The organism is Paenibacillus sp. PAMC21692, from assembly GCF_014303795.1.
Taxonomy (GTDB): domain Bacteria; phylum Bacillota; class Bacilli; order Paenibacillales; family Paenibacillaceae; genus Pristimantibacillus; species Pristimantibacillus agaridevorans.
Genome location: NZ_CP060293.1, coordinates 7,117,568 through 7,144,048 on the forward strand (window position 1 = coordinate 7,117,568; position 26,481 = coordinate 7,144,048).

General features: G+C 53.1%; 21 protein-coding genes. 6 read left to right on the forward strand and 15 right to left on the reverse strand.

Translation table 11 applies throughout. The annotated features are described in order from the left end of the window. The first annotated feature begins 78 nt into the window (after window positions 1–78). Entirely contained in the window at window positions 79–1,299 is a 1,221-nt protein-coding gene (locus tag H7F31_RS28690) for a copper amine oxidase N-terminal domain-containing protein (protein WP_187101593.1), read from the forward strand. Between the two features lie 71 nt (window positions 1,300–1,370). Here H7F31_RS28690 and H7F31_RS28695 read toward each other — a convergent pair whose 3' ends face one another. The 14 genes from H7F31_RS28695 to H7F31_RS28760 all read right to left on the reverse strand — a co-directional run bounded on the left by H7F31_RS28695 (window position 1,371) and on the right by H7F31_RS28760 (window position 17,374). Then, window positions 1,371–2,486 carry an ABC transporter permease subunit gene (locus H7F31_RS28695; RefSeq protein ID WP_187101594.1) on the reverse strand — a complete coding sequence of 372 codons (1,116 nt, stop codon included), beginning with the start codon at window positions 2,484–2,486 and terminating at the stop codon, window positions 1,371–1,373. Window position 2,487: 1 nt separating this feature from the next. Next, a complete protein-coding gene (locus H7F31_RS28700; RefSeq protein ID WP_187101595.1) occupies window positions 2,488–3,360 on the reverse strand; it encodes an ABC transporter ATP-binding protein in 873 nt (290 codons plus the stop codon). After that, the gene (locus H7F31_RS28705) at window positions 3,344–4,144 is read right to left on the reverse strand and encodes a hypothetical protein (protein WP_187101596.1); all 801 of its coding nucleotides are present in this window, start codon (window positions 4,142–4,144) and stop codon (window positions 3,344–3,346) included. Before H7F31_RS28705 ends, H7F31_RS28700 begins: the two co-directional genes overlap by 17 nt. Beyond that, window positions 4,122–4,742 carry an RNA polymerase sigma factor gene (locus H7F31_RS28710; RefSeq protein WP_261800165.1) on the reverse strand — a complete coding sequence of 207 codons (621 nt, stop codon included), beginning with the start codon at window positions 4,740–4,742 and terminating at the stop codon, window positions 4,122–4,124. Before H7F31_RS28710 ends, H7F31_RS28705 begins: the two co-directional genes overlap by 23 nt. Window positions 4,743–6,140: 1,398 nt before the next feature. Next, window positions 6,141–8,084, reverse strand: a complete 1,944-nt coding sequence (locus H7F31_RS28715; protein ID WP_187101597.1) for an FtsX-like permease family protein — start codon at window positions 8,082–8,084, stop codon at window positions 6,141–6,143. After that, window positions 8,081–8,836 carry an ABC transporter ATP-binding protein gene (locus tag H7F31_RS28720; RefSeq protein ID WP_187101598.1) on the reverse strand — a complete coding sequence of 252 codons (756 nt, stop codon included), beginning with the start codon at window positions 8,834–8,836 and terminating at the stop codon, window positions 8,081–8,083. Before H7F31_RS28720 ends, H7F31_RS28715 begins: the two co-directional genes overlap by 4 nt. Before the next feature lie 100 nt (window positions 8,837–8,936). Next, on the reverse strand, window positions 8,937–9,941 hold the full coding sequence (locus tag H7F31_RS28725) for a sensor histidine kinase (RefSeq protein ID WP_187101599.1): 1,005 nt from the start codon (window positions 9,939–9,941) through the stop codon (window positions 8,937–8,939). Next, a complete protein-coding gene (locus H7F31_RS28730) occupies window positions 9,938–10,627 on the reverse strand; it encodes a response regulator transcription factor (RefSeq protein ID WP_187101600.1) in 690 nt (229 codons plus the stop codon). The genes H7F31_RS28725 and H7F31_RS28730 overlap by 4 nt, the downstream gene beginning before the upstream one ends. 42 nt (window positions 10,628–10,669) lie before the next feature. Then, complete coding sequence (locus H7F31_RS28735; RefSeq protein ID WP_187101601.1) at window positions 10,670–11,629, reverse strand: permease prefix domain 1-containing protein; 960 nt, start codon at window positions 11,627–11,629, stop codon at window positions 10,670–10,672. Window positions 11,630–11,634: 5 nt separating this feature from the next. Further along, window positions 11,635–11,961 carry a PadR family transcriptional regulator gene (locus H7F31_RS28740; RefSeq protein ID WP_187101602.1) on the reverse strand — a complete coding sequence of 109 codons (327 nt, stop codon included), beginning with the start codon at window positions 11,959–11,961 and terminating at the stop codon, window positions 11,635–11,637. Window positions 11,962–12,500: 539 nt separating this feature from the next. After that, window positions 12,501–13,289 carry a TatD family hydrolase gene (locus H7F31_RS28745; RefSeq protein ID WP_187101603.1) on the reverse strand — a complete coding sequence of 263 codons (789 nt, stop codon included), beginning with the start codon at window positions 13,287–13,289 and terminating at the stop codon, window positions 12,501–12,503. Further along, a complete protein-coding gene (locus H7F31_RS28750; RefSeq protein WP_187101604.1) occupies window positions 13,267–13,860 on the reverse strand; it encodes an RNA 2'-phosphotransferase in 594 nt (197 codons plus the stop codon). The genes H7F31_RS28745 and H7F31_RS28750 overlap by 23 nt, the downstream gene beginning before the upstream one ends. Before the next feature lie 144 nt (window positions 13,861–14,004). Next, window positions 14,005–15,630, reverse strand: a complete 1,626-nt coding sequence (locus H7F31_RS28755) for a response regulator transcription factor (RefSeq protein WP_187101605.1) — start codon at window positions 15,628–15,630, stop codon at window positions 14,005–14,007. Then, on the reverse strand, window positions 15,617–17,374 hold the full coding sequence (locus H7F31_RS28760; protein WP_187101606.1) for a cache domain-containing sensor histidine kinase: 1,758 nt from the start codon (window positions 17,372–17,374) through the stop codon (window positions 15,617–15,619). The genes H7F31_RS28755 and H7F31_RS28760 overlap by 14 nt, the downstream gene beginning before the upstream one ends. 302 nt (window positions 17,375–17,676) lie before the next feature. Here H7F31_RS28760 and H7F31_RS28765 point away from each other — a divergent pair, with 302 nt between their 5' ends. The 4 genes from H7F31_RS28765 to H7F31_RS28780 all read left to right on the forward strand — a co-directional run bounded on the left by H7F31_RS28765 (window position 17,677) and on the right by H7F31_RS28780 (window position 23,346). Then, the gene (locus tag H7F31_RS28765; RefSeq protein WP_187101607.1) at window positions 17,677–19,254 is read left to right on the forward strand and encodes an extracellular solute-binding protein; all 1,578 of its coding nucleotides are present in this window, start codon (window positions 17,677–17,679) and stop codon (window positions 19,252–19,254) included. An 80-nt stretch (window positions 19,255–19,334) separates the two neighbouring features. Then, complete coding sequence (locus tag H7F31_RS28770; protein ID WP_087565870.1) at window positions 19,335–20,243, forward strand: ABC transporter permease; 909 nt, start codon at window positions 19,335–19,337, stop codon at window positions 20,241–20,243. Window positions 20,244–20,262: 19 nt separating this feature from the next. Further along, complete coding sequence (locus H7F31_RS28775; RefSeq protein WP_187101608.1) at window positions 20,263–21,132, forward strand: carbohydrate ABC transporter permease; 870 nt, start codon at window positions 20,263–20,265, stop codon at window positions 21,130–21,132. Between the two features lie 21 nt (window positions 21,133–21,153). After that, window positions 21,154–23,346: an alginate lyase family protein gene (locus H7F31_RS28780; protein ID WP_187101609.1), complete on the forward strand. Its 2,193-nt coding sequence runs from the start codon at window positions 21,154–21,156 to the stop codon at window positions 23,344–23,346. 83 nt (window positions 23,347–23,429) lie between these two features. On the opposite strand, the gene H7F31_RS28785 is transcribed toward H7F31_RS28780, so the two are convergent. Then, the gene (locus H7F31_RS28785; protein ID WP_187101610.1) at window positions 23,430–25,496 is read right to left on the reverse strand and encodes a beta-galactosidase; all 2,067 of its coding nucleotides are present in this window, start codon (window positions 25,494–25,496) and stop codon (window positions 23,430–23,432) included. A 126-nt stretch (window positions 25,497–25,622) separates the two neighbouring features. On the opposite strand from H7F31_RS28785, the gene H7F31_RS28790 reads away from it, so the two are divergent. After that, a complete protein-coding gene (locus H7F31_RS28790) occupies window positions 25,623–26,471 on the forward strand; it encodes a helix-turn-helix transcriptional regulator (protein WP_187101611.1) in 849 nt (282 codons plus the stop codon). Window positions 26,472–26,481: the final 10 nt, after the last annotated feature.

Sequence of the window (26,481 nt, forward strand, 5' to 3'; positions counted from 1 at the left end):
GAAGCAACCAGAAATAGATGGGTCATCGTTTATGCTCATTCGGATACAGAAGGCAACTTTCGCGATGGAACTTTGGAGTTGAACGATTCAAACGGAGACTTGTTGTATTTTTCCGAGAGATTAAATTATGAACGACTTTTTGGCGATATGATGGCGCCGCCGTTTGATCCCGCTGAACAAAAAGTCAGTTTCTCCGAAGCTGTCGGGATCGCTCATGATTATGCAATCTACCAAACATGGCCAATCGAACATCAATGGAAAGAAACGGTTATTCCCCAATCCGAGTATTCGCTCAGAGCCGTAAAAAGAGATTTGCATGCCGTATCGCTTAATCGCGCTTATAAAGGCGGAAGGTACCTTGCCGATAAATTTGACGTTTATGTCGATCGTAAAACCGGAGAAGTGATGGGACACGAAGTTCACTGGAGTAAAACCAACTTTATTATTCCGGGAGACATCATCGCTTCCCAGGCCGCAACTGCAAAATACAAACAATTTCAGCCTGTGCTGGACTGGACGGAAACAAACAATAAGAGGCTTGCCTATTCTTTGGATGGTCTAACCGGTTATCTGACAGAGAGTGAAAAAAACAAATGGAGTCCGAAATATAACCAAAATCTTGCCAAGAAGAGGCTCCTCGCCCTGTATGAGCTGGAGATGGTGTTTACGCCAGACTTCAAAGGAAATGCTACCGCAAAATACGATTTCGTCATAAAACAAGATGTCCCGCTGTTCTACAGCGGCGTGGTCCCAGCGATTGATGCCAATACTGGCGAATGGGTCGATTTCCTGGGAAGCGCCATAAGCCAACCCATTCCTCCCGCAAGCGAATGGCTCGTCGATCAAGCCGTTCCAGTCGGCCAAACGGGTTACAAGGCTGCTGTTACCTGGAACAATGAACTACTAACTTTGAACAACGAACCGTTGATTCACAATGGCTCGACGCTAGTGCCGTTTCGAGAGCTATTAAACAAGTTGAATGCCAAAATCGGGTGGGATCCGGAGAAGCGCAAAGTAACGGCCAGCAAAGATGTCACATCAATCGAGTTTACAATCGGATCATCGACTGCATACATTAACGGCAAAGCTCGCCAGCTTGGAACACCTGCCATTATTCAAAAGGGGCATACGTATATACCCGCACGAATTGTTCTGGAGGCGTTCGGAGCCAAAGTCGATTGGGATAACGATTCGAGACTCGTGTTAGTCAATACGGATAAAGCAATTCCGAAACTAACCCCTCTTCAACTAAAACAATTCCGCTTCCAAGCGCATATTAATTGGGCGGAGAAGCAGTAACAAAAAGAGCCGCTCCATTCGCAAATGTTCATTCGCGGCTGGAGCGGAACTCATTTAAACAATCGATATCACTAAGCAACCTCCCTCCGTTTCATCGTATACAACAGAAGCCTCATCGCCGCTATCGACAAAACCGCCATTACGACAATCGCAGCATACGCATATAACACCGGGTATCCGAACAGATTGAGCACTTCGAATCTATCGAACAAATCGCTTACTCTCATTACATTCGTATAGGTGAAGTCCAGTATATTCTCATACATGCCCAGGTCTATTTTGAAAAAAACAACGATCGCAATCGGCAAAGAAAAAATGGCTCCCGATACAAGAATCGAAAGGATGGTATGCCTGCACCATGCGGAAATCAGCAGCACAAGCAGTGCGAAACCAACTGCTCCTAATGCATGTATGCCCAACTGTATGAAAATATAAGTCAGCATATCAAAGTCATACGGCGAGTAGCGATACTGGAACAACTGTTGAAGCGGCGCGCTCCAACCTCCATCTCCGTATACAAAGATTCGCTGGACGAGATTGAACACGCCCCAAACTACAATGACAAATGCGGTATAAATGAGCGCGGCTGCGATTTTGGCATGAATCCCCTTCCGCCTGCCATGCCTCGTGCTTAACTGCAATTGATCCATTCCCGTCATATATTCATTCGAGAATATGGGGGCAAGGCCAATCAATAGCAGCGCTCCCGTAAGCATGGTACCAAAGGTTCTAACAAAGTCGATCATTTCAGCCGGTGCCTTATGATAATACAGCTTATTGACATTTACGTTTTCCAGCATCCGCAAATGCAACGCATCTTTTCTGTACTCGAAAGTTTGTTTCTCTATTTCGGTCAGATGACTTCGCAGATAGTTAATGCTCATATTGTTTGTTTCATCGAGCCGTTTCGCCACGGCTATCTGTTCATATACACCTTGCTTCCTCATGTCTTCAATCCTGGGGCGATTCTCATTCCAATTTTTCATCAGCTCATCGTGAGCTGCTTCAGCTTGCGTGTATTTTTCGCTAGTCAACTCTCCCTCCCAGTCTTTATAGGAAACGGATTCCCCTACCACATACTGGGCACTGAGGCTGATCATAACAAGTCCAAGAAGTACAACGTAAACGACGTATATGCTTTTTTGCCGAAAAATTTTATTCAGCTCAAAGGCCAACAACGATTTCATCTTACTTCGCAGCCTCCTCATCAAAATAATGCAAATAAAGATCCTCGAGGTTAGGTATCGCCTCTTCTGCATGAGGAGAGGGCTTGTTCTCCGAAAGGATACGAAGCTCCGTGCCATTTTCTCTCACCAGCATGCTGCTCACCTTGTGGCTGGCTTGCCATGCCGCCAGTTCATTCGGACTTGCCATAACGGTCCAGACTTTGCCGCTAAGAGCGTCCAGCAGATGCTGCGGCTCTGCCTTTTTAATCAGCATGCCCCGTTTCAAAATAAGCAGTTCCTTGGCTATATACTCGATGTCGGATACGATATGCGTAGACAATAATACGATTCGATCGGCCGCGATCGTAGACATCAGGTTCCGGAATCTGATCCGTTCCTTAGGATCGAGGCCTGCCGTCGGCTCGTCGACAATGATGATTTTCGGATCGTTTAACAGCGCTTGGGCAATGCCAACTCGTTGCTTCATGCCGCCCGACAGCTTGCCTACCTTCGTGCGCCGCTCCTCTTGCAAGGATACGGCCTGCAAAAGCTCGTCTATCTTGGCTTTGGCTCGCCCCTTCTCAATTCCCTTAAGCGCGGCTATATAGAGAAGAAATTTTTCGACGGTGAAATTTTTATAATAGCCCATGTGCTGCGGCAAATAGCCGAGCAGATCGCGATACTTCTCGTCCAGCAACTCGATATCAACGTCGTCCAGCAGCACTCTGCCCGAGCTTGGTCTGGCGACAGAAGCCAGTATGCGCATTAGCGTTGTTTTGCCGGAGCCATTTGCGCCGAGAAAAGCGTATACTCCCTCCGTCATTTCGAAGGATACGTTATCCAGCGCGCGCTTTGCGCCGTACTGCTTGCTTACTCGTTCAATGGACAGCTTCATAGTAGGCAAATCCTTTCTTTAATCGTTGTATTTGCTTGGCGATAAAAGCTGCCACAAAAACGGTTGCAAGTCCGGCTATATAAGGAAGCTCCGATGCTTGTTCATAATATTCGAGGCCGGTAAGAAAGCCGTAGGCAATAAACAGCCAAATAACGAGCGCAATCGGAACGGACAGCACATTTCGAACACGGCTGGCAACGGCCAGTCCAACGCTTACCGCAACCGCAAATGGCGCAGTCCAATACATGAGGAGCTTCGATAGCAGCAGCGGCTCGCCTAATAGTCCAAATACGCCGATCAATGTCAGGCAAAGCAGTATATTATAGGCGCAAATAACGATCAGCTTCATTAACAGCAGTTGCTGAGCCGAATATTTGCAGGAGATTTCAAGCTCCAGCAGCCCTTCATTACGTCCTCGAAACACTTCAAGCAACCCAAGCAAAAAAGGAATCGGCGAGAGCAGCAGCATGATTTTGTAAGGATCCCCCTCCCAGACGTACCATACGAGCAGCCCCATACAAAAAAACAACAGGTTGGCCAGCCAAAATAACGGTTGAAGCTGCATAACGTGCAGTTGCCTGAAAAAGGAATACCTGCCCCGTGGCACAGCTGCCTGAGTTACATAAGGGCGCATGGCGTCAATTGTGCGCGTAATTGCGTCCTCGCTTGGATATTCTACCGTGAACTCCTCCAGCTTAAACTGCTGAAACTCCTTATCCAGCTCGATCAGCTCATCATCGTGATTGCGAGCTCCGAGCGAGCTAGTTGCTTTCTTTTTGCTCATGCCGATCTCTCCCTAACATGGTTTTGAGCTTCCCAAGCCCTTGCCTGAGCCTGGCTTTGACCGTATTTTCGTTCGCCCCCGTTACAGAGGCGATTTCGCGTATTTTCAAGTCATGATAGTACTTCAGCAGAATCGCTTCGCTTTGCGTCTCCGGCAGCTGACCGATCGCTTCTTTCAGTTGTTTTCTCGTTTCCTTGTTTTCGAAAATATAGGGTATGTCGTCCCCGTTGCTTGGGCGCTGGGCCGCATGTTCCTCGTATGATTCGGTGCCGGCGGTCCGGCGATAGGCGGCCGACCGGTAATAATCGCGGCAAATGTTTACCGCAATCGTATACAGCCAGCTGCTGAAATTGCCTTCGTTTGCATACGTTGAAATGTTCCGAATCATTTTAATAAATACATCTTGCGTCAAATCGTAAGCCATATGGCTGTTGCTTGTTTTACGATAGATGTAGGCGTAGATCCGCTTGTAGTAACGCTTGGTCAGCACCTCCATCGCAGCCTGGCTGCCATTATTAATTTCCTGTATCAACTGCTCGTCAGTCGGCAATATCATCACCTCGGCTAATAAAGGATGTTCAAAAAGTCCGCTTCCCATTACGAAGTAATCCTAGAAGCATACTCGCGTCGAATATGGAATGCAGCCGAACCTTCCGTTTCTCACGTAGCTCTGCTACGCTCCGATACTCAGTTTCTAGCTGCCTCCCATCTTCTCGGTACTGAGAAGCAAACTTTTTGAACACGTACTTAATGGAACGGAATGGGTAGATGAAAAGTTGTAAATGGTTTTAAAATATACGATAAACATTCGTAAGAATAAAAGCTAGGGCGTGTCTGAATACTCCGAGGGGAGCAGATTTTGCCGAATTTTCGTTCCATGCAAGGAACTTTTGTGAAGGCGTTACCTAAGGCTACGTCAAGCAAAAGTGACGAAGCAGGGGGCGGAAAGGCGGTGAAAGATGCCCCTGAGCGGGTTTTCAGACACGACCTAGTTTCTTTGCCAGCACAGAGGTTGCGGCCTACAGCTGCTCGTTCGCCTACTTTTTGGAGCCATAAGCGTTATTAACGCCTATGGCTAATAATCAGAGTTACTTTTCGGTCCATCGGCGTTTTTAACGCCTACAGCTGCTCGTTCGTCTACTTTTTGGAGCCATATGCGCTATTAACGCCTATGGCTGCTAATCAGAGTTACTTTCCAGTCCATCGGCGTTTTTAACGCCTACAGCTGCTCGTTCGCCTACTTTTTGGAGCCATAAGCGTTATTAACGCCTATGGCTGATAATTAGAGTTACTTTACGGTCCATCGGCGTTTTTAACGCCTACAGCTGCTCGTTCGCCTACTTTTCGGATCCATAAGCGTTACTAACGCCTATGGGACGTTAATCAGAGTTACTTTACGGTCCATCGGCGTTTTTAACGCCTACAGCTGCTCGTTCGTCTACTTTTTGGAGCCATATGCGCTATTAACGCCTATGGCTGCTAATCAGAGTTACTTTCCGGTCTATCGGCGTTTTTAACGCCTCTCTGCACATTTGTGCATTTCTCCCCAATTTCTAAAACAATTGGAGCCCCTGCACAGCAAATTGTACGAAAATACACAAATTCTCGCTTCACATCTTCGTTTGGGGCCTCTTTGAACCAATATTTGTGTATATATGTACAAATATACGAAGAAATGGCATTTCCCTCGTCTTAATTGTGTATTTTCGCTCAATTGTTGTACCGTTTGTGAAACGATCCAAGGGCGCACACTAGCACTAGCACCAGCACTCCAGCACCATCCATCCGCCTCCAATCTGCGCCCAGCACCAGCTACTCCAGCACCATCATCCGCCTCCAATCTGCATCCAGCACCAGCACTCCAGCACCATCCGCCTCCAATCTGCGCCCCGCACATAGCCGTTATTTTGGAGTAAGCTGCCGAGATTATCTGCTTCCGAAATCAAAATTCATTAAAAAAGAGGCCCAAGCATCTCTCTGCTTAGGCCCCTCTATTTCACAACGATTCCTTAATCACCCGCTTGTAATACAGGACGGAGAGGATTCCGAAGACGGAATACAGCGCCGTGTACAGCACCATAACAATAAGCATGGGAGCCGTAAGCTCCGTGCCGAACAGGAACCAGCCGGATTTCACGGCAAAGTAACCATGGCTCAAGCCGACAATAAGCGGAATGCCGAAGTTAAACAACTGCTTGTACGCGATTCCGCGAAGCAAGTCGCCCTGCGTAAAACCAAGCTTGCGCAGTATCGTATAATTCGGCTTCTCCTCCTCGCTCTCATCCATCTGCTTGAAGTAAAGGATGCAGCCTGACGTGATCAGGAACGCAAGTCCGAGAAATCCGACGATGAACATGATCAATCCCATATTCAAGCGTCCGTTCATCATAAGCTCATACTGGGAAAACGACTCCTCGGAAGGGGATGGCTGCGTATCCGCATAGGCCTGCCGCGCCTCTTCCATCCGCGCTGAATCCCGGATGTTCACGCCGTAATAATCCAGATATTTCTCATTTTGAATAGCCGGATCAAAACTTTGCAGGAGCTTCTCGTACACGCTGTCATCGACGATCGTCGTCGGTATTCCCTGTCCGTATCTGTAAAACAAGACGCTTTGTTCCTTGGTGCCGACGAGCTTTTGTTGAAGGCTGCCGTGAAGCCCCATGAATTGAAAATCGCCGGTCGACTTTAGCGACATGAAATTCTGCATCGCTCCGCTGTAGCCCATAAAAATCGCTTCGCTCGGCTCCAGCTCTACTCCCTCGACCATGGCCTCGCTGAGTACCGGGGAGATAAACGTGTTGCCCTCCAGCGAGTCGAGCACGTTGGAAGACGCGATGCCCGAAACGTCGATTTCCATGTAAATCGGTACTCTGCGAATAACGTCGTAGGAAACTTTCCTGGCATCAAGCTCCGCGATAAAACGATCCTTCGCCTCAGTGTTCGCGAAGGCAAAATCATTCGGAACATCTCTTTGCGCCTGCGCTTCGGCCGAGTAATAAGAAATATAACTTAACGACAATAATCCGATGGCTAGCGCGGATACGGTCGTAATGACGGTGAGCAGCAACGCGTTCGACTTCATCCGAAACATGATGGAGGATAGGGACAATACTTCCCCGATGGACAAATATCCTTGTTTGCTTCTGCGGACGGCGTTGAAGATGACGCTGACCGAACCTTTGTAGAACAGGTAGGTCCCGATAATGACCGCTGCCAGAATAAAGATCATCGCCATCATGAGCTCGCCCATTCCCATGAACCGTCCTTTGAACAGCTCTGCGGAAACGTAATAACCGACCAGGATGAAGACAATGCCGCATAGTCCGAACACGAGTTCCAGCACGGACCGCTTCTGAGTCCGCTGCTGCGCGACGGATACGGCGCGGAACAAGGAGAGAATCGTCTGCCTTCTAATGAATGCATAGTTCATGAGCATGATCAGGAGGTAAATGGCGGCAAACACGATAATCGTCTGAACGAGCGCTTCCGAAGAGAAACGCAGCTTGGCCATCTCATCGACGCCGATAATGCGGAACAGAATCATCAGAATCAATCTGGAAACCGCGAATCCGGCCGCGATGCCGACGATCATGGATCCGAAATACAGAATCAGGTTTTCGGCGGTCATGATTCTGAAGATGCGTTCCTTCGTCAGACCGATCAGCTGGAATAACCCGATCTCCTTGCTTCTTCGTTTAATGAAGATCGTGTTGGCATATAGCAGGAATACCGCAACGATGGCCACGAGCAGCACGGACGCCGCTCCGAGAGCCGCCGCTCCCTTGACCGAACCTTTAGCTTCGTCCATGGACGGATCGTATTGCAGCGTAACGAACGAGAAATAAAGAGCGACGCTGAAAATGAGCGCGAATACATAAAGAAAGTAGTTTTGAATGTTTTTTTTCAAATTCCGCAAGATGATCGTATTCAGACTCACCCTTGAACACCGCCCAGCACGCCTTGGGTTTTGATGATGTCGCCGAGCAGCGTCTGCCTGGATTCCTCGCCCTTGTGAAGCTGGCTGTAGATTTGGCCGTCCTTGATAAAGACGACGCGGCTGCAATAGCTGGCGGCTACCGGATCGTGCGTGACCATAATGATCGTCGCGGCGTGCTTCGCGTTCATGTAGCTGAGCTTATTCAGCAGGTCGGATGCCGACTTCGAATCAAGCGCCCCGGTCGGCTCGTCCGCGAAAATAATGCCGGGATCGTGCACGAAAGCCCGTGCCGCTGAGGTTCGCTGCTTTTGTCCTCCCGAAATTTCGCTAGGATATTTGTCGGCAAGCTCGTAGATGCCCAGTTCGGTCGCAATCTGCTTGAATTTTTCAATCGCGGCCTGTTTGGATACATCTCGGATGGATAACGGCAGAAGCACGTTTTCCTTCACGGTCAGCGTGTCCAACAGATTGTATTCCTGAAAAATAAAGCCGAGGTGATGCTTTCGGAATTCCGCGAGCTTCTTTTCCTTCATGCCCGTAAACTGTTTTCCCTGGATCTCGATAGTCCCTTCGCTCAGTTGATCGATGGAAGAGAGCACGTTAAGAAGCGTTGTTTTGCCGGAACCGGACGCTCCCATAATGCCGACGAATTCTCCTTTGGTTACCTTCAGGTCGATCCCCTTAAGCACTTCCTGCCTGTTGAATTTATTGCCGTATGTTTTGTGAATCTTTTTGGCCTCTAAAATAATCATGGGATTACACTCCTTCTTTCGGATGCCTTTATCGTACCCCAACGGAACCTGGATTTCCTGCGATTTAACGAACAAAATAAATAAGCATGTGACATTGTTGTCACATGCCCATCATTACATCAAAATCGTTGGCGACGGGGAACAACAGCCGGAACGTCGTGCCGCTGCCGTAGGTGGACTCCGCCTCCATTCGGATTCGAAGCGAACCCGCCGCTTTTTGCGCCAAATAGAGTCCCATGCCGGTGGCCGCGCTATCCTGATGCATCGTCGTGGACGTGAACCCCCGTTCGAATATGCGCGGCAAGTCCTTGGCGCTAATGCCGCGGCCTTGGTCCTGGATCTCGACGACGACATGCCCGTTCTCCTCGTAGCTCCTCACCTTTATATCGGAGGACTCGCTGTATTTAACCGCGTTGGTTAACATTTGCCTCAATATAAATCCCAGCCATTTGGCATCGGTCAGCACCTGCTCGGCTTGGAGGGATACGTCAAAGCCGATCCTTTTTTGCATGCACCAGGATCTCAAATCCTTAATTTCCTGGAACAGGATCGGCTCTAGCTTCGCGGACTCGACGTACAGGTCGTTCTCCATGAAAGGAATCCGCCTTTGATGCAGCTGCCGATCCAGCAGATAATGGATGCGAAGCCATTCGTATTCCAGCTTGCTTTTGGCCGATTCTTCGGTTAAACGGTCGATCACGAGCCGCATGGCGGTAAGCGGCGTTTTTACCTCATGAATCCAGGCCGTCAATTCGTCCTTCTCTTGTTCCAGCAGCAGCAGATGGCCGGACGCCTCGCTCTTGTAATGGAGAGCTTGCGCGGACATGGACTCCTCCACCACCCGTTCGAACGGGCTGCCGGCCTCCTTTAGAGATTCCGGTCCGCAAGTGTGATCCCAAGCCTCCAACTGCTTGATGAATTTGGTTTCCTTATAGTATCTGGCAACAAGAAAGACGATGCAAACCATCGAGGACAACAACGTCATGTACAAGATCGGCATCAGCGGGATGGAAACGTCAATGGACGCTATGAACAGAGGCAGCAGGTGGACGACGGCAAGCAGCAGCAGCCAGCTTCGTCTTTCCGCGATGTATTTGCGAATCATGCCCCCGCCTCTTCCGTTGCCATGTAACCTTGGCCGACTTTCGTCTCGATATACGGGTCCAATCCGATGCTTTCGAGTTTTTTCCTCAGCCGGTTTACATTGACGGTAAGCGTATTATCGCTCACGAACTGCTCGTTGTTCCATAGGCTCGCGATCAGCTCGTCGCGGCTCACGATTTTATTTTTGCGTTCAACGAGATAAGTCAGAATAAACATTTCGTTTTTTGTCAGCTCCGCCGTTCCCTCGTCGTTCGCAATCGTATTTTTCATGTAGTCGACGGCGGCCCCCCGCCACGTTTTCAGCTGGGTCGGCTCATTATTGTAGTTGTATGTTCTGCGCAGAATCGCCTGTATTTTGGCAATAAGCACGTCAAAGTGGAACGGCTTCTGCACGAAGTCGTCGGCTCCGAGCTGCATCGACATGACCATGTCCATGGGATGATCGCGGGAAGAAAGAAAGATGATCGGCACATTGGAATGCGCGCGAATCATCCGGCACCAGTGGAAGCCGTCGAATTTCGGCAGTTGGATGTCGATGATGACAAGTTCGGGCCCCGCCTCCGCGAACTCCTGCATAACTTTATCAAACTGCTTGACGCCGAAGACCTCGTAGGACCATAAGGACAACCGCTCCTTGATTTCCTGGAACAATGTCGTATCGTCTTCTATGAGCATGATTTTGAACATCGTTGGTCACCACGTTTCTTAGGCAAACTCTTCTCGCTTACCTTACATTTCGCTCTTGCGATTCATATTATAGTAGACGCCGTTCAGCATGCCGTGCAGGATGCCCGCAATGGGGAATACGGCCCAATTGACGTCCCAGCGATGATAGACAAAGCCAGTGAACAGGAATATAATCGTCGCCAGCGGCCATATTACAGCTCCCACGGCTCCCGAAATTCTTTCCTCTTCCTTCTTGGCGGCAGCGAGAATCGGCTCTTCCAGAAGTTTCGTATATGCTCCTTGAATATTCCCGTAATAAACAAACAGGAACACCGCAACGGCCGCCAACAGCAAGAAAGCGGCAACGCCATAAGGAGCGAATTCTTCGTTGACATAAGATGCGGCGAAGATCAAGATGGGTGACAGCACGCTCAGGCAGACCCCTGTTATAAGAGAGAAACGATAGGTCGGAGCGAAATGAGCTTGACCTTGCCGCAGCTCCATCTTGAGCGCATAGGATAATTGAAAACCTTGCTCCAAAATCTTGAACCGGCTGAGCTTCATGCCGCTGTTAATGAACATCCCGACTCCCACGGCGGCTAACATGAACATACCGATCAGCCCCAACATCGAACCTCGTTCCGAGTAGGCCGTTGTTTCGAATAGCGTATCCAGTATAATCAGCAACGCCACACCGCTTGCGCAGAAGAAAATACCTAGACCTACCCACAGTCCGGCGCTTCGCTTGGCAGCCGTATAAGCGAAAGTCTCATGCTCCGTCAGCATAGGTGCTGCCCGCTCCGGTTCGACTGACCGAATGCCAAGTTCGGAAGTCACTTCCTCGATATTGCCGAATTCCGATATGACGATGCCGATTGCCTCGTTCTCCGACTTGCCAGCCTCCTTCAGCTCCCTGTACTTCTCCTCCATCCCGGACAACAGTTCCTGCTTCATGCGCATGACTTCCAGTGTCTTGGGCAGATTGGCAAACATATGGTCCAAGTAGACGCTGATCGTTTCCATGTTCCTCACCACTCCTTTATAAATTGATTGACAACAGTCTGCGTAACCATCCATTCTTCGCATTTCTCTTTGTAGTAGGAGAGACCCGGCGGAGTAATCCGATAATACGTGCGCCGTTTGCCGAGGCTCTCATCCCGGTAAAAGGATTCTATATAGCCGTTCTTCTCCAGTCTAGCGAAGGCGGAATACAGCGTGGTTTCCTTCATGACGTACTTCTCCTGCGTCAGCTGCCGGATCTGCTTGGATATCTCGTATCCGTAGGATTCCCCGCCCAGCAGCATGTAGAGGATCATCGTATCGTTATAACCGCGTATAACATCACTGCTGATCACTTCCGGCATCCTCCCCGATTACTTCATCTGTCGTAGTAAATGCAGTATAACATAATTACTACGACAGGTGAAGTAGCGAGGCACGAAATGTTGGATTTCTTTCGCTTGCGGTTCCCAGGCGCAACTTAGGAAGCCGCAAAATCATACTTCGACTAAACGTCTCTCATGTCCGTTAGAACTTTCAACGCCACTAGCCCATGCCTGTTGTCTCCGTTCAGAAGCGCCGCCTCGTTTTCTCCCATGAAAAAGAGGACATACCGTTTGGGTACGCCCTCCGACAATGGGTTTTTGTAACCGATCCTTCATTACCTGCTACTCGACGAAGTCATCCTCATGCTTTTGCCTGGCAAGCTGAGACTTGGGAAGCCCCGACTCCCTCGTCTTGATCCTGCAATAAGAACAAGAACAGTGAATCTTGCCTTTCGCAAACTTCCCCGTGTGTTTCGCGAACCATCCGATTTGTTTGGCAAGTTTGCTTTTCCGCAGGATGATCCAATAAGCTCGATCGTCGGTCAGGGAAGCCCGGCGCTTGAGCTTTTTTAAATGCCGAAAAACGCAGCCGCCGTCTTCGTCGTCGCCTTGGCGACCTCTTCGGCAGGTCTGTCGACGCACCGCGCCACGGCTTGCAGAATATGCGGCAGAAACGCGGGCTCGTTCCTTCCGTCCGCCGGCTTTTCCTTCAAGTCCCGCGGAGTCAGGAACGGCGCGTCGGTCTCGATCATCAACCTGTCGAGCGGAATGAGACGGACGAGCTCCTTGAGATGCCGGCCCCTTCGTTCATCGCAAATCCAGCCGGTAATTCCGATATGGAAGCCCATCTCGAGGTAGCCCTCCAGCTCGGACCGGTTCCCCGTAAAGCAATGGACCACCGCTTGTTTCACCGCATGTTCCTTAAGGATCGCCACAAAATCCGGGAATGCCTCGCGTTCGTGCAGAAACAGCGGCATGTTAAGCTCAGTGGCCAGCCGAACCTGCTCCGCAAACCATCGACGCCGGACGTCTCTCGGCGAGAAATCGCGGTTATAGTCCAGGCCGCATTCCCCAATGGCTACGACCTGCGGCAGCGCCGCCAGCTCTTTTAGTTTCGCAATTGTCTCTAGCGTACAACTCTTCGCATCATGCGGATGGATGCCCGCAGTAGCGTACAGCTGTCCGCGGTATCTTGCCGTATAGCGGGCAGCGTCTACGCTGTTTCTTAAACTCGTTCCCGTAAGGATAAGCGGGGCAACGTTGCTTGCTATCGCCCTTGCGACAACCTCGTCGCGGTCTTGATGAAAGTTGCGATGCATCAGATTGACGCCGATATCAACGATGGGATGATTCGTCATTTCCGTCCTCCTCCCCCTTGCTCTCTGCCACCGAGCAGCACTCCGGCGGCACATGATCGGCCAGCCATACTTCGTTCCCCGCATAATAAAACGGAACGCCCGACTGCTTCGCTATCAACGCGTCAATCTCCAGCATGACAAGCTCTCCTCTGCGGCTTCCCGCGAGCGTAGCGAAATGAGTGCCTTCCGACAAATGGACATATTGCCGGGTCATCGGTTTCAGCCCTTCCTTCACTATCGTCGGGAGCGCCTTCCGATTCGTTCCGTGGTAGAGAATGGACGGAGGGTCGGCGGGTGCGTAGGCGACTTTATTATGGCTGTGGCCGTATCTCGCTCTGATGCGGCCGTCCTGTATGTCAAATCGTTGCTTGTCCGAATGACGGACCACCTGCTCGATATCCTCTTGTTTCACCCAATCCCATCGGGGCTGAGCCCGAACGGCTTCCAACAATATATCCAACGGACACGAGCCGTCCACAGGATCGAGGACGACGCCGAATTGCTCCGGTGCGTGTCTAAGCAGCTTGGTGATCATCTTGCTGAGGCTTTTTTCCGCCGATTCATCTATCATGATCCACGCCTCACTTCCTTATGGCTATCATACTAATCTCGATATTCGCATTATAACCTTTGCTTTTGCCCGCGAGGAGGGATTATTTGGTTTGAAACAAACATTACGAACGAACGCAAGCCTCGCGGCACAGGCGCGCCGGCTTTATCTCCAACCGCCCTCAACGCCTTGCTTGCGGTAGTCGGAGGGAGTAAGCCCCGTGTCCCGCTTGAAGAGCCGGTTGAAGGAGCGGTAATTCTCGAATCCGATTTCCTCCGCGATCTCGAACGTCTTGCGATCCGTCGTGAGCAGCAGCAGCTTCGCTTTCTCCAGCCGAAGCTTGTTCAAGTATTGCACGAAACTATCGCCCGTCGTTTTCTTGAACATGCTGCTGAAGTAAGGCACGCTGTAATTGATGGACGCCGCGAGTTCCTCCAGCTTGAATGGTTCGTGCAGATTTTCGTGCAGCCTCTGCACGATCTTGGCAATCCAAGCATCGAGCTTCCGATTGTCTCCCTGCAGCAGCTTAAGCTTGCGGAAAAAGGCGACCGTGGAATCGTGTACGGCGTCGAAGGTCTGGCATTGCTCCAGCCTTTTGCGGAAAGCCGCTTCCAGATCGGCCATCCCCTCGGCTTCGTTGGTGAACTGGCTGAGATCAAGGAAAATGCGGAGATACAGCGACTTGATCTGCTCGGGCTCCCAGCCGTGTTCCATAGCTTGCTTGCGGAAGGAGCTTCGTTCATGCTCCACCGCGGAGGAAACCAGATGCGACTCCAGCAGCGCCCCCTTCAGCACCTTCCCCCAGAAGCGGATGTATTGTTCCGGGATATGGACATACGCGATACGTTCCGGCACGGGGGATCCGCCCCCAAGATCTGGAAGGCTATCGTAAAAAAACGGGTAAGCGGCGGACACCCACGCTTTCAGCTCGCCCATCCGATCCCCCAGCCCCGACGGGAACCTCCTGATTATGGCGAGCGAGTCCATCTTCAAATATTTCGAGAAGGAATCCACGACCTGATCCAGCAGCGTCTCGAGCGGTGACTCGTTTGTCGGGGCAAAGATCGCGACGAACCTGCCTTTGTCCAGCGCGATCACTTTATGAGGGCCCAGCGCGCCGAGCAACTCGTTGAGCACGTTCACTCCCGCGAACTGCCATAGCTTGAGTTCCTGCGGCTGCTCGATCGAGAAACGCAGCGAGCTGCGATCCAGCTCCAGCATCAGCGCAAACGACTGGGAGCCGCGAGCCGGGATGCCGATTCTCTCCAGCGATTGCAGCCATTCGTCTCCGGCTGCCGGATTTCGGAGCATCTCCAGAAACAGGTTCTGCTCGATCACGATTTCGTTGGACCGCACCTTCTGCTCCAGCTCCAGCTGTTTCTCTCTCGTCTCGTCCCGGCCGACGACCTGCTCCGTCAGCTCTTCTAGCGTACGAGCCAGCAGTTCCGGATCGTTCAGGCAATCATCCTTGATCAGATAAGCAGCCGCCTTGAGCTGAATGGCCTGCTGCGCGAACTGGAAGTCCTGGTGGCAGGTCAGAATAACGACTTGCGGCATCGTCCCGCCGCCGCTCTCGATCGCCCGTAGCATCTCGAGTCCGCTCATGCCCGGCATCGTAATATCGGTTACGACCAGCTGCGGCTTATGCCGGTTGTACAGCTCCAGGCCATCCGCGCCATCCTCCGCCTCTCCCACAAGCTCGAACAAATCGCCGCGTTCCTCGATCATTCCGCGAAACACCGTTCTGGCGGGAATTTCGTCTTCGACGAGAAGTACCTTATAGCCGCTCATGCTCTTCCTCCTTGATCACGATTTGATCGGCCTGCAATTCGATGCGAATGAGAAGCCCCTCTCCCTCGCAACTGTTCAGCTCCATGGCCGCCGACTGGCCAAACATCAGCTTCAGCCGCATCTTTACGTTCTGCAATCCGATGTTTTCGCTTGACTCCTCGCGCAAGAGATGTACCCGCAATTTCTCCATCTCCGCTTCCGGCAGTCCGAGGCCGTCGTCCCGAATCTCGACGACGATTCGTTCCCGTTCCCGATCGGCGAATGCCCTGACGGAGATACGTCCGGTCTCGGACTTCTTCGGCAATATGCCGTGGAACACGGAGTTTTCGATGAGGGGCTGCAAGCTGAGCTTCGGGATCTGCATCCTGCCGAGCGGCTCCTCGATCTCGTAATCCAGGACGATCTGGCATTTGTAGCGCATATTAAGCAGACCGACATAATCCTTCAGATAATCCAGCTCTTGACCGAGCCGGACGGTTTGGTCGTAATTTTCCATGGAATAGCGCAGCAACCCGACGAAGCGCCCCATCAATGTGTTAATCTTGTCATAGTCCTTAAGCATGGCGAACATTCGAATCGTATTCAAAGTATTGTACATAAAGTGCGGGTTGATCTGCGATTGGAGCGCCCGGATTTCGAGACGGCGCTTGAGCTCCTCCGAATCCTGCAAATCGTTCACCAGCTCCTGGATTCGGATGGCCATCGAGTTGAGCATGCGCCCGAGATCGCCGATCTCATTGTTCGCGAACGTGTCCACCCGGGCGTCGAACTGTCCCTTCTTGATCGCGTTGACCTGCCGCTTTACCGCCTGAAGCGGCCGATACAAGTGATAACCGAAGCCGAGAACGGACGCGGCGCCGAGAACGATTAAAATCGCCAGAAAATATACGACTGTCTCCCGGATAATGCCGGTATTCTGGGTCAGCTCTTTGGACGGGATCTCGGAGACGACAATCCAGCCGTCATAGGTTCCGGTCTGCTTGACCGAAATAATCGAAGAGGCTTCAGCGAATTGATTGGGCTTGCCAAGCTCCCGCCAATGCTCGAGGATCGTTGCGACCCGGCCCTTGTCGTCCTCGTCGCTCAGCTTGCTCGTCGTGGCGATCGGACTTCCGGACGGCGTGAGCAGCGTAATGGAGCCTCGCGAGCCGAGCTGGATATTTTCGATCTGCTGTTGAAACTGGTTGTTCTTCATGGAGATCATAATAACGCCCTTCATCTCCTCGTACTTATTGTACGGAATCCGCGCCATATAGACGCTGGAATCGCGGAGCATCTCCATCTCCGGCATGGAGCCCTTGTCGAGAAACAGCTCCGTTCTGGGGGAGCTCAGGAAGTGTTCGATCAACGGCCCGTTGATCGAATGCTCGATCCGGGACGGGGCTTCCGTGGAGGACAAAATTTCGCCCGTAATGGCGGAGTATACCTGCAGTCCTTCCACGTTGCCGATCACGACCGAAGCCGTGGTAAGCACCGAAATCAGCTCCCGCTTCAGCACCACGTCTTCATAATACAACTCCGAGGGGGAGACGAGCGCGTTCTGAATCGAGGACAAACCCGAATATTGCACGCTCAGCTCGCGGAACCGGTTCATGGACAGCTCTACCCGGTCGATGAGCTGATTGACCAGTTGGGCGTTCAGCTTGTTCACTTGCTTCTCCACCGTCGAACTGGATACCGAGATCGATATATAGGCAAGCAAAAGCAGCGGAATAATCGAAACGGCGAGCATGATCAAGATCATGCGGACATAAAAACTCCGCGTCAAAAAACCAAAAAAAGGTGACGGCATCCTTCTATCCCCTTCGTCAAACATGGTTGGCACGAGCGCCTCATCTCGCGCTCCGTGTCGCCGAAACCGCGTTTTAAACGGCCGCCTTCGGCTAACCTAAGTATAGTACAATCTATCCGGCCAATGATACTCGTTACGCTCATCATCTTAAAAACGGTGACACTTTCGCTTGTTTCCGTCATGTCAAAGATGACTGCCGCTCCACTATAATCGAAATTGTAACCGCAAGGAAAACTTTGAAACGGGGGATAAACATGCAAATCAAAAAAAATCTCGCGCAAGTCGTAACCGCATCCGTGTTGTTGACGACCGTGCTTGCCGGCTGCTCCAGCAACGGCAACAGCAACGAAGACGGAACGACCAGTCCAACCAATGCCGCAAACGGTCAACAAACGGCCGCTCCAAGCACAGAGCCGACTACCATCAGAGCGATGACCATTACGTTCGGCGATCCGCCGTCCGTGGACAACAATCAGGCGAAAGCCGATCTCGAGAAACGCGGCAATGTCAAGCTGGATATGACCTTCGTTCCATCCGAGGCCTACGGAGACAAGCTTTCCGTCGCCGTATCGGCCAACGATTACGATCTGCTGCTGATCGACAGCGGCAAGGACAACAAATATACCAACCTTGTTAAGATGGGCGCCTTTCACGACCTGACGGATTACATCGAAGGCACGCAAAACATCAGTCAGATCGAAGAGGCGGTATGGAACAATACGAGCGTACAAGGCAAAATCTATGGCATTCCAAGACCGCGCGGCCTGTACGGCGGCGGGGAAGCCAGCGTGATGATCCGCAAGGATTGGCTGGACAAATACAACCTGGAGGTTCCCAAGACCATCGACGAGTTGACGAACGCCCTTCAGGTATTCAAGGACAACGACCCTGCCGGCGGCGGAAATACAGTGCCTTTGACCGTCTATGGCTCAGACGGCGTAGCGGGTCCCGGTCCGTTCGGTTCCGTCTTCCCGATGCTGTTCGCTTTCGGCGTGCCGCATATTTGGGCGCTTGACGACAACGGCCAGCCCGTTCGCGACTTCCAAACAACCGAATACAAAAACTATCTCGAATGGCTAAAAGACGCATGGAGCAAAGGTCTGATCGATAAGGACGCTCCCGTGCTCAAAAACCAGCAGCAGGCTCGCAACAAGTTCCAGGCCGGCGTAGCCGGCGCGTTCGTAACGAACGTTGGCGACATCTCGGAGACAAACCTCGAGAAGATGAAGCAAGTTGACCCGAACGCCGAAATCGCGGTCATTGACGTGCTGGAAGGCCGCGAAGGACAGAAAGGCGTAGCGCTGATTGGCGGCTACTACGGCATTTGGGCGATTCCTAGCTCCGTGCCGAAGGAAAAGGTTCAAAAAATTATCGACTTCCTGGACTTCACTGCTTCCGAAGAAAATATCGCATTCTCCAAAGCAGGCGTTATCGGCGTACATGCCAGCGACTTCAAGGATGGCCTTCCGGTACAAACCGAGGAGCAGAAGGCACTCTTTGATCTGGAGAAACCAAGCACATTTGTACTGGAAAACCGCGTAGATCCTTACATCTATGCCAACTCCAAGGTTCCGGAAATTTTGGAGGCGCAGAAAGCGTCGCTCGACGTCATTGCGAACTACGGCATTGCGAATCCGTTCTTGAGCTACAGCTCGGCAACGGCGGCCAAAAATCCGGATACTTATAAAAAAATGAGCGCGGTCATGACGCAATTTGTCCTGGGCGAAGCAACCTGGGAAGCCGTACAGAAGGAAATCGACGCGTGGACGGCAGGCGACGGCGCGGTTATCGCCAAAGAACTGCTGGAAGAATATAACGCAGATCAACAATAAAGACAAAGTCTGCACAGAGACAAAAAATAGGGGTGCGAGACCCCTATTTTTTGTCCATGGATAAGGAGGAACGAGAGCTCATGGTGAAAAGTCATCGCTTTAACCGATTCAGTCAACTATGGCCCTTTTATTTGCTTGCCGCCCCGGGCATCTTGTATTTTCTGATTTTCCATTACGTTCCCATGTCGGGACTGTTGCTTGCATTCAAGGATTACAGCCCGTTTATCGGCATGATCAAGAGCCCATGGGTCGGCTTCGAGCATTTTCAACAATTTTTCAGCACCAACAACTTTTTTGTCCTCTTAAAAAATACACTTATGATCAGCCTGCTTAGTCTCGTCGTCTATTTCCCGTTTACGATCCTGCTTGCGATCATGCTCAACGAGCTCCGCTTAAAAATGTTCAAGCGCGTTTCCCAAACAATCGTCTATCTGCCACACTTTCTGTCTTGGGTCGTCATCTACGGCATTACCATTTCTTTTTTTGGCCCATCCGGGGTCATCAACCACTATTTGGAACAGTGGTTCGATACGAGCGCGAACTTCCTGGTCAGCAACGACTGGTTCCGGCCGTTGATCACCTTCCAAGCCATCTGGAAGGATGCGGGATGGGGCACGATCATTTTTCTCGCCGCGCTGGCAGGCATCAATCCCGAGCTGTACGAAGCCGCCAAGGTGGACGGAGCCAACAGGTTCCACAACATTTGGCATATTACGCTGCCGGGAATCAAAAGCACCATCGTTATCTTGCTGCTTCTAAGGTTAGGATCTTCTCTGGACTCCAACTTCATGCAAATTTTCCTGATGACCAACAGTCTCAACTTGGATGTCTCGAACGTGTTCGACCTGTTCGTCTACCATACCGGGCTGCAGCAATTCAATTACAGCTTCGCCATTACGGTCGGCATGTTCAAATCCGTCGTCAGCCTTATTCTGGTGCTTGGCGCCAACTATTTGGCCAAGCTGATGGGCGAGGACGGCATTCTCTAAGACAAAGGTGGGACATCACATGAAACTTCGCATCACTTGGTTCGACAGCGCGCTGGCAGTCATCATCCTTCTGATCAGCTTGATGGTCGTACTGCCTTTTCTATATATCATCGCGGTATCCTTCAGTCTTCCGGGTCAATCCATGTCAGGCGCGTTCTTCGTCTGGCCCAAGACTTGGACGCTCGATGCGTACAAATATTTGCTTAACGCCCAAACGTTTATGACCTCGGTCAAAAATTCCGTTTATATTACCGCGCTTGGCACCTGCGTCAATTTGATCGTATCGTTGTCGCTGGCATACGCGCTCTCCAAAAAGATCATGCCGGGACGGAAACTGATCCTGCTGTTCATCCTTTTCACGATGATTTTCCATGGCGGCATGATTCCGAGCTACCTTGTCGTCAAGGGACTCGGACTGCTGGATTCGTATTGGGCGATCGTACTGCCCGCCGCCTCCAGCGCCTTTAATATTCTGGTCATCCGAACCTTCTTTCAGAGCCTTCCCGAGAGTCTGGACGAAGCGGCGCGCATCGACGGCGCGGGCGAATTCCGCATACTGTTTTCCATCGTGCTTCCGCTGTCCAAGCCGATCATCGCGACGTTCACGTTGTTTTTTATGGTCCAATACTGGAACGAGTTTTTCTCGGCCGTCATCTACATCAACGACACGACGAGGTGGCCGATCCAGCCTCTTCTTCGGCAGATGGTCGCCATCAGCTCTTCCAACATATCCGCTGATGCCGCGCTCGACGCGCAGATGGCCGCCAATCTCGGGCCGAACGTACAGAACGCCGCCATTCTGCTGGCCATGCTCCCTATCGTCATCGTTTATCCGTTCTTGCAGAAGTATTTCGCCCAAGGCGCTATGCTGGGCTCCGTCAAAGAATAGCAGTTTATTGGAGGTATACAAATGGGATACAAAGATCTACGGCACGACCCGCGCTACACGCAGCCGCTCCCCTCGGACGAGTCGTTCCTTCGCGACGAACTGGATCTCGAACGTCCCGGCATGGAAGGCGTACGCGAGAAGCTTAACGCCGGCGATATCGCAGGCGCCCGGGATGCCTATCTGGCGCTGATCGCATCCGGAGCGACGAAACGGTATTACTTCGAAGCATCCGATCTACCCGAATTAGCCGATTACTCCCGCAAACGATACGCGGATGACCCGGAAGCCGTTCTCGCACTCGAAGAGGCGGAGCTGCTGCTGAAGAGCAACTTCCCCCTCTTCAAGGGAAGACGGATTATATTTCCCGAAGGAACGTACGACTGGAACGGCTGGCTGTTCGACAGCTCCCAGTACCAGCTGCATCTTACCCGCTTCGGCTACCTGAAGCATCTGTCCCGCGCGTACGCGCTCACGGGCAACGAAGCCTACCCGCGTTGCTTCAACGACATGATGAAGGATTTTCTTATCGACAATCCGATGCCGAAGGACGGCACCTTCCGCTCCGAGCATTGCACATGGGATCCGCTGTCGGTCGGCGTCAGGCTATTCGTGTTGCCGGAGCCGTTCATGGCGATGTTCGGCTCGCCTTCCTTCGAGCCGGAGGTCAAGATGATGATGATCAAGTCGTTCCATCAGCACGGCGTGTATACCCGAAATTACCACGCATCCCACGGAAACCACGTCTGCATGCAGCTTCGCGGCTTGATTACGCTGTCCCTGCTGCTGCCGGAGCTGAAGGACTCCCGGGACTGGCTGGCGTACGGCATGAAGGAGCTGCCGGGCTACATCCGGCAGAACGTATACGAGGACGGCGTGCAATTCGAAGCCAGCCCCAACTATCATCATATCGTCATGAGAGACTTGTACGAGCTGGTCGCGTTACTGCAGAAGCTTGGCATCCCGGCGACGGAATACGACCGGACGCTTGAGGCGATGTTCGACGTGCTCATGCATCTTATGACGCCGGACGGACAGCTCCCGAGGTTCGGCGATACGGACGTCCAATCGTCGCATGATCTCCGCGCGGTCATGAGTCTTGGCGCGTACTTGTTCAATCGACCGGATTACAAATATCTCGGCTACGAGGAATTGCCCTTCTCGCTGCTGTGGAGAGTCGGCCCGGGCGCGCCCGGAAGCTACGCGAAGCTTGAGGCCCGAGCGCCGGAAGCGACGGCGGCGTGTTTCCCCATCGGCGGTTATCTCACTTCCCGCCAGGATTGGGGCGGCGAAGCGCTGTATATGGCGGCGCGCGCGGGAGTCGGCGTCGCCGGGCACGCGCATGCCGACACGCTGAGCGTCATCGCGTTAGCCGGCGGCCGGGAGCTGCTCGTCGACTCCGGGATCGGATTGTTCGAGTGGAACAAGGAGCGCAAATATGTCATTTCGACGCGGGCCCACAATACGGTCGTCGTCGACGGCGGCGACCAGCATGTCCGCAGCGCCCATTGGAACACGCCGCAGACGGCCCCTTGCCGCATCTGGGATTTCCGCAGCACGGAACGGTACGATTATTGGTTTGCCAGCCATTACGGCTATACGCGGTACGACGATCCCGTGATCCATTCCCGCAAGGTGCTGTTTGTCAAAAACAGGTATTGGCTGATCGTGGATCTTCTCGAAGCGAGGGAGCTGCATACTTACGAACAATATTTCCATCTGCCTCCCGGCGCGGCTACCGCCGACTTCGGGCGCGGCCGCGTTTGGACGGACCGAGAGGACGGCGGCAACGTGCTGCTGGCCTACCCGGAGCTGGCTTCCGCCCAGCTTTCGCTGGAGTCGGGCTTGTATTTCATCCATGGGGAATACCATGACAAGCCGGTCGTCAAACGGACGTTGCAAGCCACGGGAAGGGCGGTTATGGAAACGGTCGTCTTGCCTTGCGGTTCCGCGACGCCAAAGCTGGAGCTATCGCGGATCTCCGCCGTCTCGGATGGCGCGGAACTGGACCGCCTGGACGCGACCGCCCTTCGTATCGAGGGCGACGGCTGGACGGACGAGATCTGCCTCGACCACCGCGGGCTGCGGGTCGCCGATTATCTCGACCATACGGGCAATCCCGTAACGGAAGGACTGCTGCCGAAGCCGACGGTTCGCGAGATCGAATACGGCGGACGGCGCGGCGTCGACGATGTTCTGCTTCATTCTCTGACGTAGCATGCTATATTTTCCTGTAATTGAATAAACAAAAGCCCCGGACTCGCGACTTGATCGCTTGCCCGGGGCTTTTGCAACTATCATTATTGGCGAGACGCGTCCCGCTTCATTACCCGAATGCCGTTAACAGGCAACGGGACGAGCGTTCCCATGGCTTCGCCGCTTTCGAGATCGACGTAGGACCGTCCGTCCAGCGCCACCTCCGCCGCCTTGTCGCCGAAATTCATCAGGAAAACAAAATCCGAGCTGCCGTCCGTTCGCTGCTGCGCGGTAACGCCCGCCGGCAGCTCCGTATCCAGCACGCGCGTTACGCCGGCTCGTGCCGTCACCGCTCGATAGAATTCAAGAAGGAAGTCGCCTTCAAAACGACTTGCCATATAATACGCCTTGCCTAGTCCCAGGCTATTGACCGTGAGAGCGGGCCGCTCCGCGTAGAAATCGTCGGTGTAGCAGCCTAACGCTTCCGCTCCCTCCAGATGAATCAGCTCGCACAGCTCGCGGGATTCATACCGGCCGGACAGCCCCAGCGGATTGCCTGCTATCAGGGACAAGCCGTTGCGCTCGTGATCTTGCAGCGCGTCGATCTCCTCCGCCCAGATGCCGAGCGTCTTGCGGAGCGGCCCGGGGAAACCTCCCAGATGGCATAGGTCATGCTCGTCGACGATGCCCGACCAATAGGTAACGACAAGAGTTCCGCCGCGCTCCACGAACGACTCCAGCTTGCGTCCGGTCTCTTCTCTGCACAGGTAGAGCATCGGCGCAACGATCAGCTTGTAAGGCGCAAAGTCGGCCTCGCTGCCGATCACGTCTACGGGAATGCCCTGATGCCAGAACGCGCGATGATGGTCCTGCACCGTCTCCTCGTAATGCAGTCCGGCATTGCGCGGGCCCTTCGCGTCCTTGACCGCCCAGCGGTTCTCCCAGTCGAAGAGGATCGCGGTTTCCGAAGGAGTAAGCGCCCCCGCCACTTCCGAGAGGTCGGCCAACGTGCCGCCCAGTTCCGCTACGTCGCGGAAAACGCGGGTATGCTCGTGACCGGCATGGTCGACGACCGCGCCGTGCAATTTCTCGCTGGAGCCCCTGCTTTTCCTCCATTGGAAATATTGCACGGAATCCGAGCCGTGCGCAACCGCCTGCAGGGAGGACAACCGGTGCATGCCCGGCTTCTTCAGCTTGCTCACCGCCTGCCAGTTGGTCATGCTGGGCGTGCTCTCCATTAATAGAAACGGCTTGCGCAGCATGGAGCGGAACATGTCGTGCATGAAGGCGAACGTCGAAGCTACCTTGACGTTATCCGGCTCGCTATGCCAGTCCGGATAGGCATCCCATGAGATGACGTCCAATATGGCGGCGAATTTGCGATAGTCCAGCGTCTCGAGCGTATACATGTTGGTCGTAACCGGCAGGTCGGGATTGGCCCATTTGACGGCATCGATCTCATGCTTGCAGAAGGCGACCGTCCCATCCGTCACGAAGCGGCGCCAGTCCAGATTCAGGCCGTGAACCATCCGCTCCCCGTGCGGGGCAGGGGATTCGATCTGCTTCCAATCCGTATACGTATGCGCCCAGAAGGAGGTCCACCATGCCAGATTCAACGCGTCGAGCGTGCCGTATTGGCGCTTCAGCCAGCTCCGGAACGCCTCCTGGCACAGGTCGCAATGGCATTCGCCCCCGTATTCGTTGGAAATATGCCAGCCGACGACCGCGGGATGCGCCGCGTAACGCTCTGCCAGCTTGCGATTGATCGTGGCGACCTTCTCCCGGTAGACAGGGGAGGTAAAGCAGTGGTTATGTCTCCCCGCATACAAATTGCGAACCCGGTTAGGTCCTACCCGAAGCACCTCCGGGTAGCTCTCGGCCAGCCATGCGGGACGCGCGCCGCTCGGCGTTGCCAGCCAGGCGTATATGCCGTTGTTGCTGAAGCGCTCCAGCACCTGGTCCAGCCACTCGAACCGGAATTCGCCTTCGGAGGGCTCCAGCGCCGCCCACGAGAAAATGCCGATCGCCATCACGTTGCAGCCGGCAAGTTTCATTAGCCGTATGTCTTCCTCCAGCACGGCGGGATCATGCAGCCATTGGTCGGGATTATAGTCGGCTCCGTGCATGAGCACGGGAAGCTTCGGGCTTACCGGCGCTTTTAAAATTGTCATATACGTTCCACCTCATCATCTTATATTTCGCTTATACCTTGATCATAGTCCATAATGGAACGCCGATCATTGACCAGAACCGTCAATAAATCGTCCAATCTTATCATATAAGGAGTGTCGTAAACGATGATGCCATTCTTGTTCGCCGACAACGCCAATCTGGAGCATCGCCTGCCGCTGTACGTCCGGTGCGTGGGCAGCCATGAACAGAGGGAGATCGACAGGCTGGGCCGCGGCTACCCTGCGCATCAGTTGTTCCTGACCCGGAGAGGCAAGGGGAGCTTCCGCATAGCCGACGGGCAAGAGTACGGGCTGTCGGCGGGCATGGCGCTGCTGATGCCTGCGCATACGAGACATCTCTATCAACCCGATTCGTCGGAGGATGCCTGGAATCTCGGCTATATCGCCTTTGGCGGCAGCGCGGCTGACGGGCTGCTCTCGGAAGCCGAACCGGTCGCCGTCCACACGCCAAATTTTGAAGAGCTATGGCTGAAGCTGGAAGGCATCTGGCATACGATACAGCAGGACCGCGAGCATGCCTACAACGCTTCAAGGCGGATGTACGATCTGCTGATCGCTTGGATGGAGGGGCAATACCCGGCCGCGAAGGCGTCCAGAAAGCTCGCGCCGTCGGATCTGCCCAATTCCGCCTTGCAGGCGGCCGTGCAATGGATGCACGACCACCAGGCCGAGCGGCTGCTTCTGTCCAACGTAGCCAAGGCGGCCGGGTACTCGGTTCAGCATTTTCACCGCCTTTTCGTCTCGGGCTACGGCATGACGCCTCAGCAATACATGCTGCAGCTGCGCATGAACCGGTCTTTGCAGCTTTTCAAGGATTATCCCGGCATTACGGTGGATCGGGTCGCCGAGAAGCTCGGCATGGACGCCAGCCACTTCATCCGGGTGTTCAAGCGCACGTACGGCAAGACGCCGAAGCAGTATGCCCTTACGGGCAAACCCCCGAAGCCGATGTGAAGCTCGCCTG